This window comes from Cellulomonas sp. (assembly GCF_015234515.1).
In the GTDB taxonomy this organism is placed as follows: domain Bacteria; phylum Actinomycetota; class Actinomycetes; order Actinomycetales; family Cellulomonadaceae; genus Cellulomonas.
Window position 1 is genome coordinate 305,136 of sequence record NZ_JADGMY010000028.1, and the last position, 15,481, is coordinate 320,616.

Below are 15,481 nucleotides of genomic sequence, written 5' to 3' on the forward strand. Positions count from 1 at the left end.
GCGTCGCGGCCGCGGCGCGGCCGGACCGCCGACGCACGACTGCGCTCAGGGGGCGACATGGACGACACCCGCACCACGGCGGCAGGCGACGGCACCGCGGCCGTCGGCCCCGGCGGCGACGACGAGGCGGGGGCCGCCGCGCGCAAGGCGGACCTGCCCGCGCCCGACGACCCCCGCAAGCCGGACTCCCCCGCCCAGCTGCGCAAGCCCTCCTGGGGGTACGTGCTGCGCACCACTGTCCGGGAGTTCCTGGACGACCAGTGCACCGACCTCGCGGCCGCCCTCACGTACTACGCGGTCCTCGCGCTCGCCCCGGCGCTGCTGGCGGTGGTCTCGCTGCTGGGGCTCGTGTCCGACCCGGACGAGGCCGTCACCCGCATCACCGACCTCGCGCGCGACTCCGGGGCCGGCTCCGCGGTCGAGACGCTCGAGCCGATCCTGCAGAACCTCGCCGACGCCCCGTCCGCCGGGCTCGCGCTCGTCGTCGGTCTCGTGGTCGCGCTGTGGTCGGCGTCGGGGTACGTGACCGCCTTCGGGCGGGGCATGAACCGCATCTACGAGGTCGACGAGGGCAGGCCGATCTGGAAGCTGCGGCCCGTGCTGTTCGTCCTGACCACCGTGCTCGTCCTCATCGCGGTGCTCGTCGTCGCGTTCCTCGCGCTGTCGGGCCCCGTCGCGGAGAGCGTCGGCCGAGCGGTCGGGCTCAGCGACACCGTCGTCAGCGTGTGGCAGGTCGCGAAGTGGCCGCTGGTGCTCGTGCTCGTCGTGACGGCGGTGGCGCTGCTCTACCACGGCACGCCGAACGTCCGGCAGCCGCGGTTCCGCTGGGTGAGCGTCGGCGCGCTGATCGCGATCGTCGTGTGGCTGCTCGCGTCGGCCGCCCTCGGGCTGTACGTGTCGCGGTTCGCGGACTACGGCGCGACGTACGGGTCGCTCGCCGGCGTCATCGTCCTGCTGCTGTGGCTGTGGGTCTCGAACCTCGCGCTGCTGTTCGGCGCCGAGCTCGACGCCGAGCTCGAGCGGGGTCGCGAGCTGCAGGCCGGCATGGCGGCCGAGCGCACGCTGCAGCTGCCGCCGCGGGACACCCGGGCGAGCGACAAGCGCCGTGCGCGTCTCGAGAAGGACGTCGAGCGCGGGCGGGCACTGCGGGACGCGGCCGCCCGGCGGGACTGAGGGCGGTGGCGGACGACGGACCTGCGGGTCGCCGCCGACTCGTCAGCCGGTCCCCGCTCAGCGCAGGGTCGGCAGCACCTGGTCGCCGGCGAGCACGCCGCGGAACAGGTCGCCGTGCTCGGCCACCCGGTCGAGCACGGTGCGCACCGTGAACGCGTCGGGCCGCAGCCAGTCGGCGTCGAGCTCGTCCCACGTGATGGGTGCCGAGACCGGCGCCCCGGCGGACGCCCGCGGGCTGTACGGCGCGACCAGGGTCTTGTTGACCGCGTTCTGCGTGTAGTCCAGGCGGGCCTGCCCGCCGCGCTCGCTCACCTCCCAGCGCCAGCTGACGAGGTCGGGCACGACCTTGCCGACGGTCCGCGACAGCCGCTCGACCCACGCGCGCGTCTCGTCGAACGACGGGCCGACGGTGATCGGCACCCACACCTGGATGCCCCGCCGGCCGGTCAGCTTGGGGAAGGCCCGCACACCGACGTGCTCGAAGGCGTCGCGGTGCAGCCGGGCCAGCAGCAGGACGTCCTCCCAGGAGGTCGACGTCCCCGGGTCGAGGTCGATCAGCGCGTACGTCGGCAGGTCGGGCGCGGTGGCGCGCGACGTCCACGCGTGCCACTCGAGCGCTCCGAAGTTGGCGGCCCACACCAGCGCGGCGGGCTCGTCGACCACGAGATAGGTCGTGGACTCGCCGGGGTCGGCGTCGGGTCGGTCCCAGCGCGGCACCCAGTCCGGCGCGTGGTCCGGCAGCTGCTTGTGCCAGAAGCCGCGGGTGCCGGCGCCCTGCGGGTAGCGGTGCATGTTCAGGGGGCGCCCGGCGAGGTACGGCAGCGCGACGGGCGCAATCCGGGCCGCGTACCGCAGCAGCTCCCGCTTCGTCACCGGCGGCTCGTCGTCACGGCCGCCGAAGAGCTCCTTGTCGAGGTTGGTGACGCGCAGCCGGCGCCCGAAGACCTCCCACGTGCCCGACGCGCCCAGGTCGTCGAGCGCCGCGAGCTCGTCGTCCGACGGCCCGGCGACGTCCGGTACCGCCGGGTGCGTCTCGACCTCCGCCTCGCTGGCCGGCACGCCCGAGCGCCAGATCCGGTCCGGGTCGGCGGCGACCTCGTCGTTCGTCCGGCCGGACACCACCGACGTCGGATGGTCCTCGGCGTCCCAGCCCTCGACCGCGTGCTCGTCGCGCTTGTGGAGCATCAGCCACTGCTCCTTGCCGTGCCCGTCGCCGTCGTCGCGGCGCACCAGCAGGAACTTGCCGCGCAGGCGGTCGCCGTCCAGCTCGGCGTGGAGCTGGCCACCGCGGACCTCGGCGGCCGGGTCGTCGGTCTTGTACGGCCGCCACGTCCCGCGGTCCCACACGATGACGTCGCCGCCGCCGTACTGGCCGTGCGGGATCACTCCCTCGAACGCCTCGTACTCCAGCGGGTGGTCCTCGACGTGCACGGCCATGCGTCGGGCCTTCGGGTCCAGCGTGGGGCCCTTCGGCACGGCCCAGCTGACCAGGACGCCGTCGATCTCGAAGCGCACGTCGTAGTGCAGGCGACGCGCGCGGTGCCGCTGCACCACGAACCGCCGCTCGGGGCCGTCGGACGGCTCCGGGGCCGCACCGGCCGGCTCGGCCGTGCGCGTGAAGTCGCGCATCGAGCGGTACGTGCCGAGGGCGTCCCGCCCGGGCTGCTCGTCGGGCGGGACGTCCTGCGTCGTGGGGTCACTCCGCGGTGGCGTCAGGGTCCTCCTCCGGCTCGAACGAGCTCGGCTCGTCGGTCGTCGTGCCGCCGACGCCGTCGTCGGACAGTTCCTCGGCGTCGGTGCTGCTGCCGGTGCGGCCGTCGTCGGTCTCGCTCACGGGGTGCCTCCTGCGGTTCGTGGTCCGGCCAGCGTGCGGCGGGCGCGGACGCACCGCAACCGGTGCGCCCCACACGCCCGCCGCACGCCCCGCGCCGCAGGGGTCAGGGGGTCGGCGAGCCGCCGTTGACGTTGAGGGTCTCCCCCACGACGTAGCTCGACTCCGGGGACGCGAGGAACACGTACGCCGGAGCGAGCTCGGTCGGCTGCCCGGCGCGACCCAGCGGGACCGACTGGCCGAACTCCGGCAGCTGCTCGGGCTGCTGACCGCCCGACGGCTGGAGCGGGGTCCAGATGGGCCCGGGCGCGACCGCGTTGACGCGGATGCCCTGGGGCGCGAGCTGCTGCGCCAGGCCCTTGGTGAAGTTGTTGATCGCGGCCTTCGTCGACGCGTAGTCCAGCAGCGTCGGCGACGGCTGGTACGCCTGCACGGAGGTGGTGTTGATGATCGCCGAGCCCGGCTGCAGGTGCTTGAGCGCCGCCTTCACCAGCCGGAACATCGCCAGGATGTTCGCCTGGTACGTCGACTCGAGCTGCTCGTCGGTGATCTCCTCGATGCTCTGCGTCGCGATCTGCTTGCCGGCGTTGTTCACCAGGATGTCGAGCCCGCCCAGCCCGTCGGCGGCGCGGTCGACGACGCTCGCGCAGAAGTCGGCGTCGGTCAGGTCGCCGGGCAGCAGCACGGCCGTGCGGCCGCACTCGGTGATGATCCGCTCGACCTCCCGCGCGTCGCGCTCCTCCTGCGGCAGGTACACGATCGCGACGTCGGCGCCCTCGCGGGCGAAGCCGATGGCCACCGCCGCGCCGATGCCGGAGTCGCCGCCCGTGACGAGCGCCTTGCGGCCGGTCAGGCGGCCCGTACCGCGGTACGAGTGCTCGCCGATGTCCGAGGCGGGCGTGAGCTCCTGCTGCGAGCCCGGTTCGGGCTGCTGGTCCTGCGGAGGGGAGATCGAGGGGTAGCGCTTCACGGGGTCCTGCAGGGTGAGCTGGTCCGTGCGAGTCGTGTCGGTGTCCTGTGCCACGAGGGGTCCTCCTCGTCGTGTCGTGTGGCACGCCACGGCGTCCTCGGGCGTCCGTCCAGTCTGCGCGGCCCCGTGGGGCCTCGCATCTGGACGCACGCCGGCCGTGCCGGTCAGGTCACGCCCCTTCCGACCCCCCCAGGCGGCGCTGGCGGGCGGAGCTCGCCAGAGCACCACCGATAGCCAGCAGCCCGAGCGCGGCGGCCCACAGGCCCAGGTTGGCGCCGCCCGTCGCGGCGAGCCACGAGCCTCCGCTCGACGACCCGCCACCGGTCGACCCAGCCGGAGGCGTCGGCGTCGGGCTCGGGGGCACGTCCGGGTCGGTCGGCGTCGGTGTCGGCGTCGGTGTCGACCGGCGGTCGGTGTTGGTGACGAAGCACGTCGTGACGTCGCCCGCCTCCAGCTCCACGACGTCGCCGTCGAGCGCGACCGGGCCGGCGGCGTCCTCGCACTCCCAGCCCTGCTCGGTGTACCCGTCAGGACCGTCCACCTCGGAGAGGGTGTAGCGCCCGGGCGCGACGGGCACGTCGGTGATGGTCACTCCCCGCGTGGCTCCGGAGACCGACTCGGGTCCGTCCGCCCGCAGCGTCCAGTCCTCGGGGACGGCGGTGCCGCCCTCGTCGTTGAGGACGACCTTGACCAGGGTCAGACGCGGTGCGTCGAACGTGTTGACGATGGTGCAGGTCACCTCTTCCCCGTTGGCCACCGTGACGGTGCTGCCGGACCGCGCCCCGCCCTCACAGGTCCACTCGCCGGCGGTGTAGTCCGCCGGGCCGTCGGCCTCCGACAGCTCGTACGCACCGGCGTTCACCGCGGCACCGGTGACGGCACTGCTGCCGCTGGTCCCCGTGACCGTGCTCGGTCCGGCTGCCGTCAGCGTCCAGTCGGTGGGATCGGCGGTCCCACCGTGGGCGTTGGCGACCTCCTTCACCAGCGTGAGCGTCGCGGGCTGGTCCTCGTTGAGCACGGAGCAGGCCACGTCCTGCCCTGTCCCGACGGACACCGTGCTGTTCTCGTCCACCGGCACGTCGCCCTGCTCGGTGGAGCACGTCCAGTCACCGGTCGTGTACCCGGGCAGGCCCTCCTCCGCCAGGACGTAGTCGCCGACCCTGACGGGCACCGTGGTGATCTCGTCGTCGCCCGTCCGGCCCGTGTGGCTCTCCGTGTCTCCCGTCGCGGTGAGCACCACGTCGCGGGGCTGTGCCGTGCCGCCGTTGTCGTTGCTGATGAGCTTGGCGAGCGTCAACGTGGCCGGGCGGGCCGTGTTGGTGATGGAGCACGTGACGTCCGCGCCGTTGGCGAGGGTGACCGACCCCTGGTCGACGGTGACGGCCTCACCGGTCGCCGTCGCACAGGTCCAGGTCCCCGCGTCGTACCCGTCGACGAACGACTCCGACAGGGCGTACGTCCCGGCGACGACCTCGACGGCTGTCACGCCGTCCTCACCGTTGCCCTCGACGATCTCCTGGCCCTCGATGCCTTCGGGCGCGGCCCGCACGGTCCAGTCCGCCGGCGTCTCGGTGGCGCCGGTGGTCCCGGCCTCGACCACCTTGCGCAGGGTCAGCACGGCCGGCTGGTCGGCGTTGACGATCGTGCACGTCACGTCCTGCCCCAGCTCGATGGTCACGGCACCGTCGGCCACCGGCACGGCGGCCTCGTCGGTCGCGCACGTCCAGTCCCCGGCCGCGTAGCCGGCGGGCCCGGACTCGGTCAGCGCGTAGCTGCCGATCGCCACGGCCGCACCGGTGACCGCCGGGGCACCGGTCACGCCGCTGAGGCCGGCGGTCGGGCCGGTCGCCGTCAGCGTCCAGTCGGCGACCGTCGCGGTCCCGCCCGCGTCGTTGACGACCTGCTTGACCAGCGTCAACGTCGACGGCTGGGCGGTGTTCGTGATGGTGCACGTGACGTCCGCGCCGTTGGTCAGTGTGACCACGCCGGCGGTGACGGTCACGGCGGTGCCGTCGGCCGTCTCACAGGTCCACGTCCCCGCGTCGAACCCGGCGACCGTCGACTCCGACAGCGCGTAGCCCCCGGCGAAGACCTCCACGCCCGTCACGCCGTCCTCGCCGTCCCCGGAGACCGGGTCCTGCCCCGTGATCTGCTGCGGGGTGGCGGTCAGCGTCCAGTCCGCGGGCGTCTGCGTCGCACCGGTCGTCCCGGCCTCGACCACCTTGCGCAGGGTCAGCACGGCCGGCTGGTCCGTGTTGACGATCGTGCACGTCACGTCCTGCCCGAGCTCGATCGTCACCGCACCGTCCGCCACCGGCACGGCGGCCTCGTCGGTCGCGCACGTCCAGTCCCCGGCCGCGTACCCGGCGGGCCCGGACTCCGTCAGCGCGTAGCTGCCGATCGCCACCGTCGCATCGGTGACCGCCGCATCGCCGGTCACGCCGCTGACGCCGGCGGTCGGGCCGGTCGCGGTCAGCGTCCAGTCCGCGACCGTCGCGGTCCCGCCCGCGTCGTTGACGACCTGCTTGACCAGCGTCAACGTCGACGGCTGGGCGGTGTTCGTGATGGTGCACGTGACGTCCGCGCCGTTGGTCAGTGTGACCACGCCGGCGGTGACGGTCACGGCGGTGCCGTCGGCCGTCTCACAGGTCCACGTCCCCGCGTCGAACCCGGCGACCGTCGACTCCGACAGCGCGTAGCCCCCGGCGAAGACCTCCACGCCCGTCACGCCGTCCTCGCCGTCCCCGGAGACCGGGTCCTGCCCGACGATGCCCTGCGGCGTCGCCGTCAGCGTCCAGTCCGCGGGCGTCTGCGTCGCACCGGTCGTGCCGGGCTCGACGACCTTGCGCAGAGTCAGGAGCGCCGGGTCGTCCTCGTTGACGATCGTGCACGTGACGTCCTGGCCGAGCCCGACGGTCACCGCACCGTCGGCCACCGGCACGGCCTCCTCGTCCGTCGCGCACGTCCAGTCCCCGGCCACGTAGCCAGCGGGCCCGGACTCGGTCAGCGCGTAGCTGCCGATCACCACGGGCGCGTCCGTGACCGCAGCGTCCCCGGTCACGCCGCTGAGGCCGGCGGTCGGGCCGGTCGCCGTCAGCGTCCAGTCGGCGACCGTCGCGGTCCCGCCCGCGTCGTTGACGACCTGCTTGACCAGCGTCAACGTCGACGGCTGGGCGGTGTTCGTGATGGTGCACGTGACGTCCGCGCCGGCACCCAGGTCCACGACGCCCTCGGTGACGGCCACCGCGGTTCCGTCGGCCGTCGCACAGGTCCACGTCCCGGCGGCGAAGCCCGCGACCGCGGACTCCGAGAGCGCGTACCCGCCCGGCAGCACCGCCACGCCGGTGACCCCGTCCGCACCGTTGCCGGAGACGGGATCCTGCTCGGCGATGCCCTGCGGCGTCGCCGTCAGCGTCCAGTCCGCCGGTGTCTGGGTCGCGCCGGTGGCACCGGCCTCGACCACCTTGCGCAGGGTGAGCGTGGCCGGCTCGTCGTCGTTGACGAAGACGCAGACGGCGGTCTCCCCCGCCGGCACGGTCACCTCTGTGAGCGGCTGCTCCACATCGCCCACGGTGCAGCGGATCTCGGTGAGCGTGTAGCCGTCGGGGCCGGTCTCGCTCAACGCGTACGGGTGCCCCGGCCGGATCTCGTTCACCTGGGCGTTCTCGGGGGTCGCCCCGGTGACCTCGACGTCCGTGAGCCCCGGGACCGCCGGCGTTGCGCTCGGCACGGCCCGCAGCGTGAAGTCCGACACCACGGCCGTGCCGCCGGAGTCGTTCACGACCTCCTTCTCCAGCACGATCTGCGCGGTGCGGTTGGTCGCCGCGCACCTCACCCGCGTGCCCAGCGGCACGGTGACCCCGCCGTTGAGCCCGTCGTTGAAACCGGGGACCGTGGACCCGTCGGCGGCGACGCGCACGCAGTTCCACGAGCCGGTCGACAGCGGGTTCGACTCCAGGTCGGTCCGCTGGTCGTCCTGCAGGTACGTCGGTGTACCCCCGGACTCCGCGAGCTGGTAGGTGACGTCGGGAGTGACCACCTGGTCGGTCACCGCGGCGGCTCCGGCCGGGCCCGTCGGGCCGGGCAGCTGACCCGCGGGGGTGTCGGGGCCCGGCAGCGCGGACAGGGTCCACAGGTTCGCGGCAGCACTGCCCTCCACCGTCTTCGTGAGCGTCAGGCGCGCCTCGCAGACCACGATGTTGCGGACCGTGTAGGTGTTGGCGCCCTCGTGCAGCGTCGCCTGGTACCCGGCGGCGGGCACGTCGGCAGGGGTCACCGGCTGGCCGTCGACCGCGACGACCTCGGCCGCCTCGACCTGGCACAGGTCGGGGTCCACGTCGGGCGCGACGAGGGTGATGACCTCGGCGAACGTGACGGACTGACCTGCCACGTACCCGGTGCGCGTCACGTGCCAGGGCTGCGGGGTCGCGGCGGCGCCCTGCGGCCCGGTGAGCGTGAGCTGCGACGTGAGCCCGGAGGGCTGGTTGCCCTCCGGGACGGGGGCGGCACCGTTGACCACCCACTCCTTGTCGACCGTGACGGACGCGGAGGCCAGCTCCTGGTTGTAGACCGTGCAGCTCACGGCCGCGGTGCTCGGCACGTCGACGCTGAACCCGGCACCCCCCGCGTTCGTGGTGGGCACGGGCTGGCCGGTGTCGAGGTCGGTGCAGACCGCGTTGGCGCCGTCCACGGGGAAGAGCGTCGTGCCGGTGCGGGGCTGCTCCTGGACCTCGATCGTCCCGGACGTCACGCCGCCCGCGTAGGTGACGGGGAAGCTGACCGCGCTCGTCGAGTCCGTCGTCGCACTGCCCGTCTCCAGCGAGACGCCGGTGGTGGTGGTCGACGCGTCGAACGTCCACCCTGCCCCGCCGGGCGTCGCACTCGTGATGTCACCCGCGGCACCGACCAGCTGCTTGACCACCGACAGGGATCCGGCGCACTCCCCGAGCGCGAGCTGGCGCAGCGCCTGCCCGACGACCGTGTAGTCGGCGACCTGGTAGTAGTCGGCGGCCAGCGGGTTGGTCCCGTCGTAGGCGGTGGGACCGGAGATCGCTGCCAGGTTCCGGGCCGTGGCGGCGTCGGCAACACCGGCACCCACCCCGACGGCCAGCACGCGCGTCCCCTCGGCCTTCAGCTCGTTGGCCGAGAAGATCCCGTTCTCCATCTCGCGCAGGCGCGTGAAGTTGCCCGGACCCTGCGACGGCTGCGAGTACAGCGTGGGGTCGCCGTCGGTGATGACGACCGCGAGGTCGTACGCGCCGGCGGCCTCCGCCGCCGCCGCGAGCCCGCGGTCCCAGTTGGTGCCGCCGCCCGCGGTCCACGAGGCGTAGCGGGACTTGAAGGCGTCCGCACCGGCCTGGGTCGACACCTCGACCAGACCGGGGTAGTTCTGCGTCGCGCCCTGGGCCGGGGTCACCGTCGAGAAGGAGAGCAGCGCCATCTGCGACGGCGTGCCGACGAGCGAGTCGACGAACGTGTCCGCCGCGTTCTTGAGGTCGACGAGCTGCGAGGAGGTCACCGACCCCGACAGGTCGAGGATGAGCGCGACGTTCAGGCCGCACTGCTGCAGCGGGGCCGGGTTGACGCGCGACTGCTGCCACGTGCCGCCCGACGCGTTCCGGGTGGTGCTGCCGGTGCCCACCATGAAGTCGGACTGCGAGGTGTACGTGTTGCCCGCGCGCAGGAAGCGCCCGGTGCGGAACTCGTACGGGGTCAGCTGCGAGCCCGTGCCGTCGCCGTTGCCCGTGCGCAGCGCCGTGTTCGCGGTGAAGCCCTCCGGCACGCCGGTCTGCACCACCCAGAACCGGCGGTCGCAGTTGGCGCCGCTGAGCAGCGTGCAGCCACGGATGCCGGCCTCGGTGTCGGGCACGACGAAGCTGCAGTCACCGTCGGCGTCGGAGACGCAGGTGGCCCAGTCCTCGTCGACCGGCGTGGTCGGCGTCGTGGTCCCGTCGTAGAGCTGCAGGGTCACCCCCGCGAGCCCGGTGACGCCGGTCGTGCCGGCACGGTCGCCACCGACGCGGACCGTGATGACGGCCTCGTCCCCGGTCGGCGTGGGGACCGCCAACGGCGCTGCGGCGGAACTGCTCCCCTGTGCTGCCGTCGTGCCGGTGAGGCTGAGCAGCAGCACCACCGACCCCAGAACGGCCCCGACTCGACGCAGGCGTCGCGTGCTGGTCCCCATTGCGTCCCCCCGGTCGCTCAGGCACAACGCCTCCGAGGGCGCGATTCCGACAGTACGCCCGGATCGGGAATAGCGGCACCCGGGACGAACCGGGCGCCCTCGGAACCCGGCCCCGGATGCGTCCCGTCCGCCGGGCGCCCAGGATCGGGTGACGAGCAACCGAGGCGGAGGACGCGATGACGACGGTGGCGGACGGGATCGTGCAGCGCCTGCAGGAGTGGGGAGTCGAGCGGGTCTTCGGCTATGCCGGTGACGGCATCGACCCGCTCCTGGCGGCGCTGGCCAGGTCCGGCGGTGCCGTCGAGCTCGTCACCGCACGGCACGAGGAGATGGCAGCCTTCATGGCCACGGGGCACGCCAAGTACTCCGGCGGCGTGGGCGTGTGCCTCGCGACGCAGGGCCCCGGCGCGGTGCACCTGCTCAACGGCCTGTACGACGCGAAGCTCGACCGCACCCCGGTCGTGGTGATCGTCGGTCAGGTCGCCACGACCGCGCTGGGCACCGGGTACCTGCAGGAGGTCGACCTGCCGGTGCTGCTCAAGGACGTGTGCGCGCAGTACGTCCAGACCGCCACGACGCCCGAACAGCTGCCCGCCGTCCTCGATGCGGCGCTGCGCACCGCCCTGGCGACGTCGAGCCCCACGTGCGTGATCGTGCCGCACGACGTCCAGCAGGCCGACCAGCCCGAGCCGCAGCAGGGGCACGGCCTGGTGCACACCTCACCCGTGGTCTCCCGCACCGTCGGCGTGCCACCGGTCGACGACCTCGACCGCGCCGCCGGGCTGCTCGCTGCCGGCGAGCGCGTCGTCGTCCTCGCGGGACGCGGCGCACGCGGTGCCACCCGGCAGGTGCTGGAGGTCGTCGAGCGGCTGGGAGCCGGCCTCGTCACGTCGCTGCTCGGCAAGCCGCTGCTCGACGAGGGCCTGCCCGTGCACGCCGGGGTCATGGGCCATCTGGGCACCACGGCGTCCGCGGACCTCCTGGCGCGCTGCGACACGCTGCTGATCGTCGGCAGCAACGACCCGTGGACGGAGTTCTACCCGCCGCTCGGGCAGGCGACGACCGTGCAGGTCGACGTCGCCGCCCGCAACCTCGGCGCCAAGTACCCCGTGCAGGCGCCGCTGGCCGGTGACGCCGCCGCGACGCTCGACGCGCTCCTGCCCCGGCTGCCGCAGCGCTCGGGCCCGTGGCGCGCGGAGGTCACGCAGGCCGTCGCCTCGTGGCACCACATCGCGGCCGAGCGCATCGCCACCCCGGCGGAGCCGCTGAACCCCCAGCTCCTGCTGCACGAGCTGTCCGAGCACCTGCCCGCCGACGCGCAGGTCGCCGTCGACGTGGGCTCGGTGACGTACTGGTACGCGCGGCACCTGCGGCTGCCGCCCGGCGTGCCGGCGCACCTGTCGAGCACCCTGGCCTCGATGGGCTCCGCGATGCCCTACGGGATCGCCGCCAAGCTGCTGCACCCCGACCGGCCCGTCGTCACGCTGGCGGGTGACGGCGCGATGCTGATGAACGGCATCAACGAGCTGGTCACCGTCGCGCACCGCTGGCGCGACTGGGCGGACCCGCGGTTCGTCGTCCTCGTGCTCGACAACGGCGACCTCGCCGAGGTCACGTGGGAGCAGCGCGAGATGGAGGGCGACCCGCGGTTCGACGTCTCGCAGGACGTCCCGGCGTTCCCGTACGCGGACTACGCCGAGCTGCTGGGCCTGGCCGCCGTCCGCGTGTCGCGCCCGCAGGACGTCGCCGAGGCGTGGCGCACGGCCTGGGCCGCCCGGCGCCCGTGCGTCGTGCACGCCGTGGTGGACCGTGACACCCCCCTGCTGCCGCCGCGCGCCCAGGCCTCGCAGGTCGAGCAGATGCGCCGCGGCCTGGCGCAGGAGCCGCTCCCCGACAACGCGCTGCGCCAGCTCGACGCACAGCGGGCCGGCGAGCACGCGGACGACCCGACGGGTCTGTCCCGCGAGCACGACGCGTGACACCCACGGTGTCCGCGTGACGCGACGGACGTTCCGTCGCCGGATGAAGGAGGAACCATGAGCGAGAACCCCGGTCCCGCGTCCCCCGGGACGCCGACGCACGGCGACGGGCAGGACGCACCCGTCGAGACGGGCACCGGCCCGAACGAGGCCGACGTCAACCAGGAGCACGTCGGCACGGCCGCCGAGGAGCCCGAGGAGGAGGGACGCTTCGACGCCGGGTGACCGCGCGGCGTCGCCGACCCGCTCAGTCGGCGACGACCCGCTCAGTCGTCGGCGACGACGCCCTGCCGCTCGAGCTCGGCCAGGTGGTCCTGCATGTGCTGCAGGACCTCCGGGGCGTGCGGCGTCCACTCGACGACCTCGTCGACCACACGCACGGGCTCGCGCGTGCGGTACGAGCGCGTCGGGTTGCCGGGGAAGCGCTGGTCGGTGAGGTTCGGGTCGTCCTCGATCGGGCCCGTCGGCTCGACGCGGTAGATGCGCCCGGGTCCCTCGCCGGCCGCGAGCTCCGCGCCCCACGTCGCGGCGTCGAGCGTCGCGGTCAGGTAGACGTGGTTCGCTGCACGCTCGGCGAAGTTCGACCGGCGGCCGGGCACGAGCAGGTCCCCGACGGCGAGGTCCGCCTTCGTGCCGTGGAAGAACGGGCCGTCGTCGGCGACGGGTGACGGGCGGTGCTCGGCCATCCGTGGGCTCCTCGGCGTGCTGGCGTGCTGGACGACGTCGTCCACGCTACTGCGGCGGGTCGGCCCGCTCCAGGACGAAGACGTACGGCTGCGGGTCGTCGCGCACGTCCATCACCCCCAGCACGGTGCGGTCGTCGACGCGGCGGAACGCGTCGATCACGGGCAGCCGGTCGTAGACCATCGCGGCGCTCGTCACGCCGCGATGCTCGACGACGCGCAGCCGGGCCTGCGGCCGCGTCGTCGTGACGACCGGGCGCAGCACGCGGAAGACCGAGGCCGCGAGCGCGGGCGGCACGGCCGGCGCGACCCGCAGGGCGGCACCCATCGGCAGCCACGCCGGCGTGATGCCGACGAGCCGACCCTGGCGCGCCCGGAAGACGAGCGGGTGGACGTCCTCGGGCGAGCGCATCACCTTGCCGTGCCAGCCGAGCCGCTCCAGCAGCCCGTCGAACGGGTGACCGGTCGGCACACCGCGGCCCGCCCAGCGACCGAGCAGGTCACCGACGCTCAGGGGCGGCAGGTCGTCGAACAGCGCCAGGGCCGCCCCGGGCGTCGTCCCGTGCTCCAGGGTGCGCAGGCGGCGCCGCGCGTCGGACGGCTCGATCGGCATGCTGCGGCACCTCCCCGGCGGTTGCTGGCACCGTACGCCGCACTGCGGTCCGCTGCGCGAGCAGGTAGAAGGGAGGAGTGAGCACCCCGCTCGAGGACTACGCGCTGCTGTCCAACCTGGGCACCGGGCCGCTCGTGTCGCGCGACGGCAGCGTCGACTGGCTCTGCCTGCCGCGCTACGACTCCCCCGCGGTCTTCTCGGCGCTCCTGGGCGGCCCCGACGACGGCCGCTGGCGCCTGTCGGCCGTGGACGGCGAGGTGGTCGAGTGGCGGTACCTGCCGCACACGTTCGTCCTGGAGACGACGTGGCGCACGGCCACCGGTCGCGTCCGGGTGACCGACTTCCTGCCGATCGTCACCGACCGCAGCGACCTCGTGCGCCACGTCGAGTGCCTCGAGGGCACGGTCGAGATCGAGCACGACCTGCGCCTGCGGTTCGACTACGCCCGCGCGATCCCGTGGGTGCGCGTCGTGGACCACGCGGGCGCACGGGCGCTGCTGTCCCTCGCCGGCCCGGAGGGGCTGGTCCTCAACGGTCCGCTGCTGGCGTCGGCCAAGGGGCACGAAGCCGTGGGCCAGGAGGACCGCGTCCGCGGGGCCGGGCGGCGCGATCCCAAGCACCGGGCGCCCCACGGCGGCGGTGCGCGCACTCCCCGGCTGACGGCCCGGTTCGGCATGAAGGCGGGCCAGTCGCTGGCGTGGAACCTGACGGCGTTCCCGTCGTACGAGGAGCCACCCGAGCCGCTGGACGCGGTCCAGTCGCTGGCCGAGACGATCGCGTTCTGGACGGGCTGGTCGTCGCGCGTCACCGTGCGCACGGACTACGGCCCGCTGGTGGTGCGCTCGTTCCTGGTGCTGCGCGCGCTGACGCACAAGCGCACGGGAGGTGTCGTCGCCGCCCCCACCACGTCGCTGCCCGAGGACCCGGGAGGCAGCCGCAACTGGGACTACCGGTACGTGTGGCTGCGGGACAACGCGCTGATGATCGAGGTCGTCGCGACCTACGGGCACGCGCAGAGCGCAGGCGTGTGGCGCGACTGGCTCCTGCGGGCCATCGCGGGCGACACCCACGACGTGCGGGTCCTCTACGGCCTGGCCGGCGAGCGCGAGCTCACGGAGAAGACCCTCGACCACCTGGCCGGCTACGACGGCTCCCGGCCGGTGCGCATCGGCAACGACGCGGCCCGGCAGTACCAGGCCGACGTGGTGGGCGAGGTCATGATCGCGCTCGCGATGCTCCGCGACCAGGGCGTCGCGGAGAACGAGTACTCGTGGGGTCTGCAGAGAGGCCTGCTGCGGTTCTGCGAGACCAACTTCGACCGCAAGGACTACGGCATCTGGGAGGCCCGGGGCGAGCCCCGCCACTTCACCCACGGGCGCGTGATGATGTGGGCGGCCTTCGACCGTGGCGTCCGGGCGGTCGAGGACCACGGCCTGACGGGCCCGGTGGACCGGTGGCGCCAGCTGCGGGACTGGCTCCGTCAGGAGATCGACAAGAACGGGTACGACCCGGCTCTCGGCAGCTTCACGCAGACCTACGGCCGGCCCGAGGTCGACGCGTCCCTGCTGCAGCTGCCGCACACGGGCTACGTCCGGCCCGACGACCCGCGCATGCTCGGCACCGTCGCGCGCATCGAGTCCGAGCTGCGCGACGAGCACGGGCTCGTGCACCGCTACCGCACGGACACCGGCATGGACGGCCTCGACGGCGACGAGCACCCGTTCCTCATCTGCAACTTCTGGCTCGTCGAGCAGTACGCGCACAGCGGCCGGCTCGGCGACGCACGGGCACTCATGGACCAGCTCGTCGGTTACGCGAACGACCTCGGTCTGCTCAGCGAGGAGTACGACACGGACGCCGGGCGGCTCATCGGCAACTTCCCGCAGGCGTTCAGCCACCTGGGCCTGATCCGTGCGGCGGACGCGATCGCGGCGGCGAGCAGGTGACGAGGGGTGTCTGCCGGGCCGACGCGAGATCGTCATGAGGGTGTGCGGCCACCACGGCCCACCGCCGACCGGCACCCTGCCTGCCGGAGCGACCACGTGACC

10 protein-coding genes are annotated in these 15,481 nt (G+C 73.8%); 4 read left to right on the forward strand and 6 right to left on the reverse strand.

All coding sequences use genetic code 11. The features are described 5' to 3' along the window. Window positions 1-57 precede the first annotated feature (57 nt). Window positions 58-1,173: a YihY/virulence factor BrkB family protein gene (locus IR158_RS14985; protein WP_291814214.1), complete on the forward strand. Its 1,116-nt coding sequence runs from the start codon at window positions 58-60 to the stop codon at window positions 1,171-1,173. 57 nt (window positions 1,174-1,230) lie between these two features. Here IR158_RS14985 and IR158_RS14990 read toward each other — a convergent pair whose 3' ends face one another. The 4 genes from IR158_RS14990 to IR158_RS15005 form a co-directional block, all read right to left on the reverse strand. Then, window positions 1,231-2,889 (reverse strand): DNA polymerase ligase N-terminal domain-containing protein, encoded by a 1,659-nt coding sequence (locus IR158_RS14990; protein WP_291814562.1) that lies wholly within the window; start codon window positions 2,887-2,889, stop codon window positions 1,231-1,233. Further along, window positions 2,870-3,007, reverse strand: coding sequence for a hypothetical protein (locus IR158_RS14995; protein WP_291814215.1), 138 nt, complete (start codon window positions 3,005-3,007; stop codon window positions 2,870-2,872). The genes IR158_RS14990 and IR158_RS14995 overlap by 20 nt, the downstream gene beginning before the upstream one ends. Window positions 3,008-3,110: 103 nt before the next feature. Then, complete coding sequence (locus IR158_RS15000; protein WP_291814216.1) at window positions 3,111-4,028, reverse strand: SDR family oxidoreductase; 918 nt, start codon at window positions 4,026-4,028, stop codon at window positions 3,111-3,113. A gap of 115 nt (window positions 4,029-4,143) precedes the next feature. After that, on the reverse strand, window positions 4,144-10,104 hold the full coding sequence (locus IR158_RS15005; protein ID WP_291814217.1) for a VWA domain-containing protein: 5,961 nt from the start codon (window positions 10,102-10,104) through the stop codon (window positions 4,144-4,146). Between the two features lie 230 nt (window positions 10,105-10,334). Here IR158_RS15005 and IR158_RS15010 point away from each other — a divergent pair, with 230 nt between their 5' ends. Together IR158_RS15010 and IR158_RS15015 are read left to right on the forward strand one after the other, a co-directional pair. Then, on the forward strand, window positions 10,335-12,137 hold the full coding sequence (locus IR158_RS15010) for a thiamine pyrophosphate-requiring protein (RefSeq protein ID WP_291814218.1): 1,803 nt from the start codon (window positions 10,335-10,337) through the stop codon (window positions 12,135-12,137). A gap of 57 nt (window positions 12,138-12,194) precedes the next feature. Further along, window positions 12,195-12,362 carry a hypothetical protein gene (locus IR158_RS15015; RefSeq protein ID WP_291814219.1) on the forward strand — a complete coding sequence of 56 codons (168 nt, stop codon included), beginning with the start codon at window positions 12,195-12,197 and terminating at the stop codon, window positions 12,360-12,362. Window positions 12,363-12,403: 41 nt separating this feature from the next. Here the strand turns inward: IR158_RS15015 and arr are convergent, their stop codons facing one another. Next, window positions 12,404-12,823, reverse strand: coding sequence for an NAD(+)--rifampin ADP-ribosyltransferase (gene arr / locus IR158_RS15020; RefSeq protein ID WP_291814220.1), 420 nt, complete (start codon window positions 12,821-12,823; stop codon window positions 12,404-12,406). A gap of 46 nt (window positions 12,824-12,869) precedes the next feature. Further along, complete coding sequence (locus IR158_RS15025) at window positions 12,870-13,433, reverse strand: DUF4334 domain-containing protein (RefSeq protein ID WP_291814221.1); 564 nt, start codon at window positions 13,431-13,433, stop codon at window positions 12,870-12,872. A 77-nt stretch (window positions 13,434-13,510) separates the two neighbouring features. On the opposite strand from IR158_RS15025, the gene IR158_RS15030 reads away from it, so the two are divergent. Then, on the forward strand, window positions 13,511-15,379 hold the full coding sequence (locus tag IR158_RS15030; protein ID WP_291814222.1) for a glycoside hydrolase family 15 protein: 1,869 nt from the start codon (window positions 13,511-13,513) through the stop codon (window positions 15,377-15,379). The last annotated feature ends 102 nt before the right edge of the window (window positions 15,380-15,481 follow it).

Coding starts and splice junctions, on each gene's coding strand:
- IR158_RS14985 (WP_291814214.1), top strand. CDS start 58: ATGGACGACACCCGCACCACGGCGGCAGGCGACGGCACCGCGGCCGTC.
- IR158_RS15010 (WP_291814218.1), top strand. CDS start 10,335: ATGACGACGGTGGCGGACGGGATCGTGCAGCGCCTGCAGGAGTGGGGA.
- IR158_RS15015 (WP_291814219.1), top strand. CDS start 12,195: ATGAGCGAGAACCCCGGTCCCGCGTCCCCCGGGACGCCGACGCACGGC.
- arr (WP_291814220.1), bottom strand. CDS start 12,823: ATGGCCGAGCACCGCCCGTCACCCGTCGCCGACGACGGCCCGTTCTTC.
- IR158_RS15025 (WP_291814221.1), bottom strand. CDS start 13,433: ATGCCGATCGAGCCGTCCGACGCGCGGCGCCGCCTGCGCACCCTGGAG.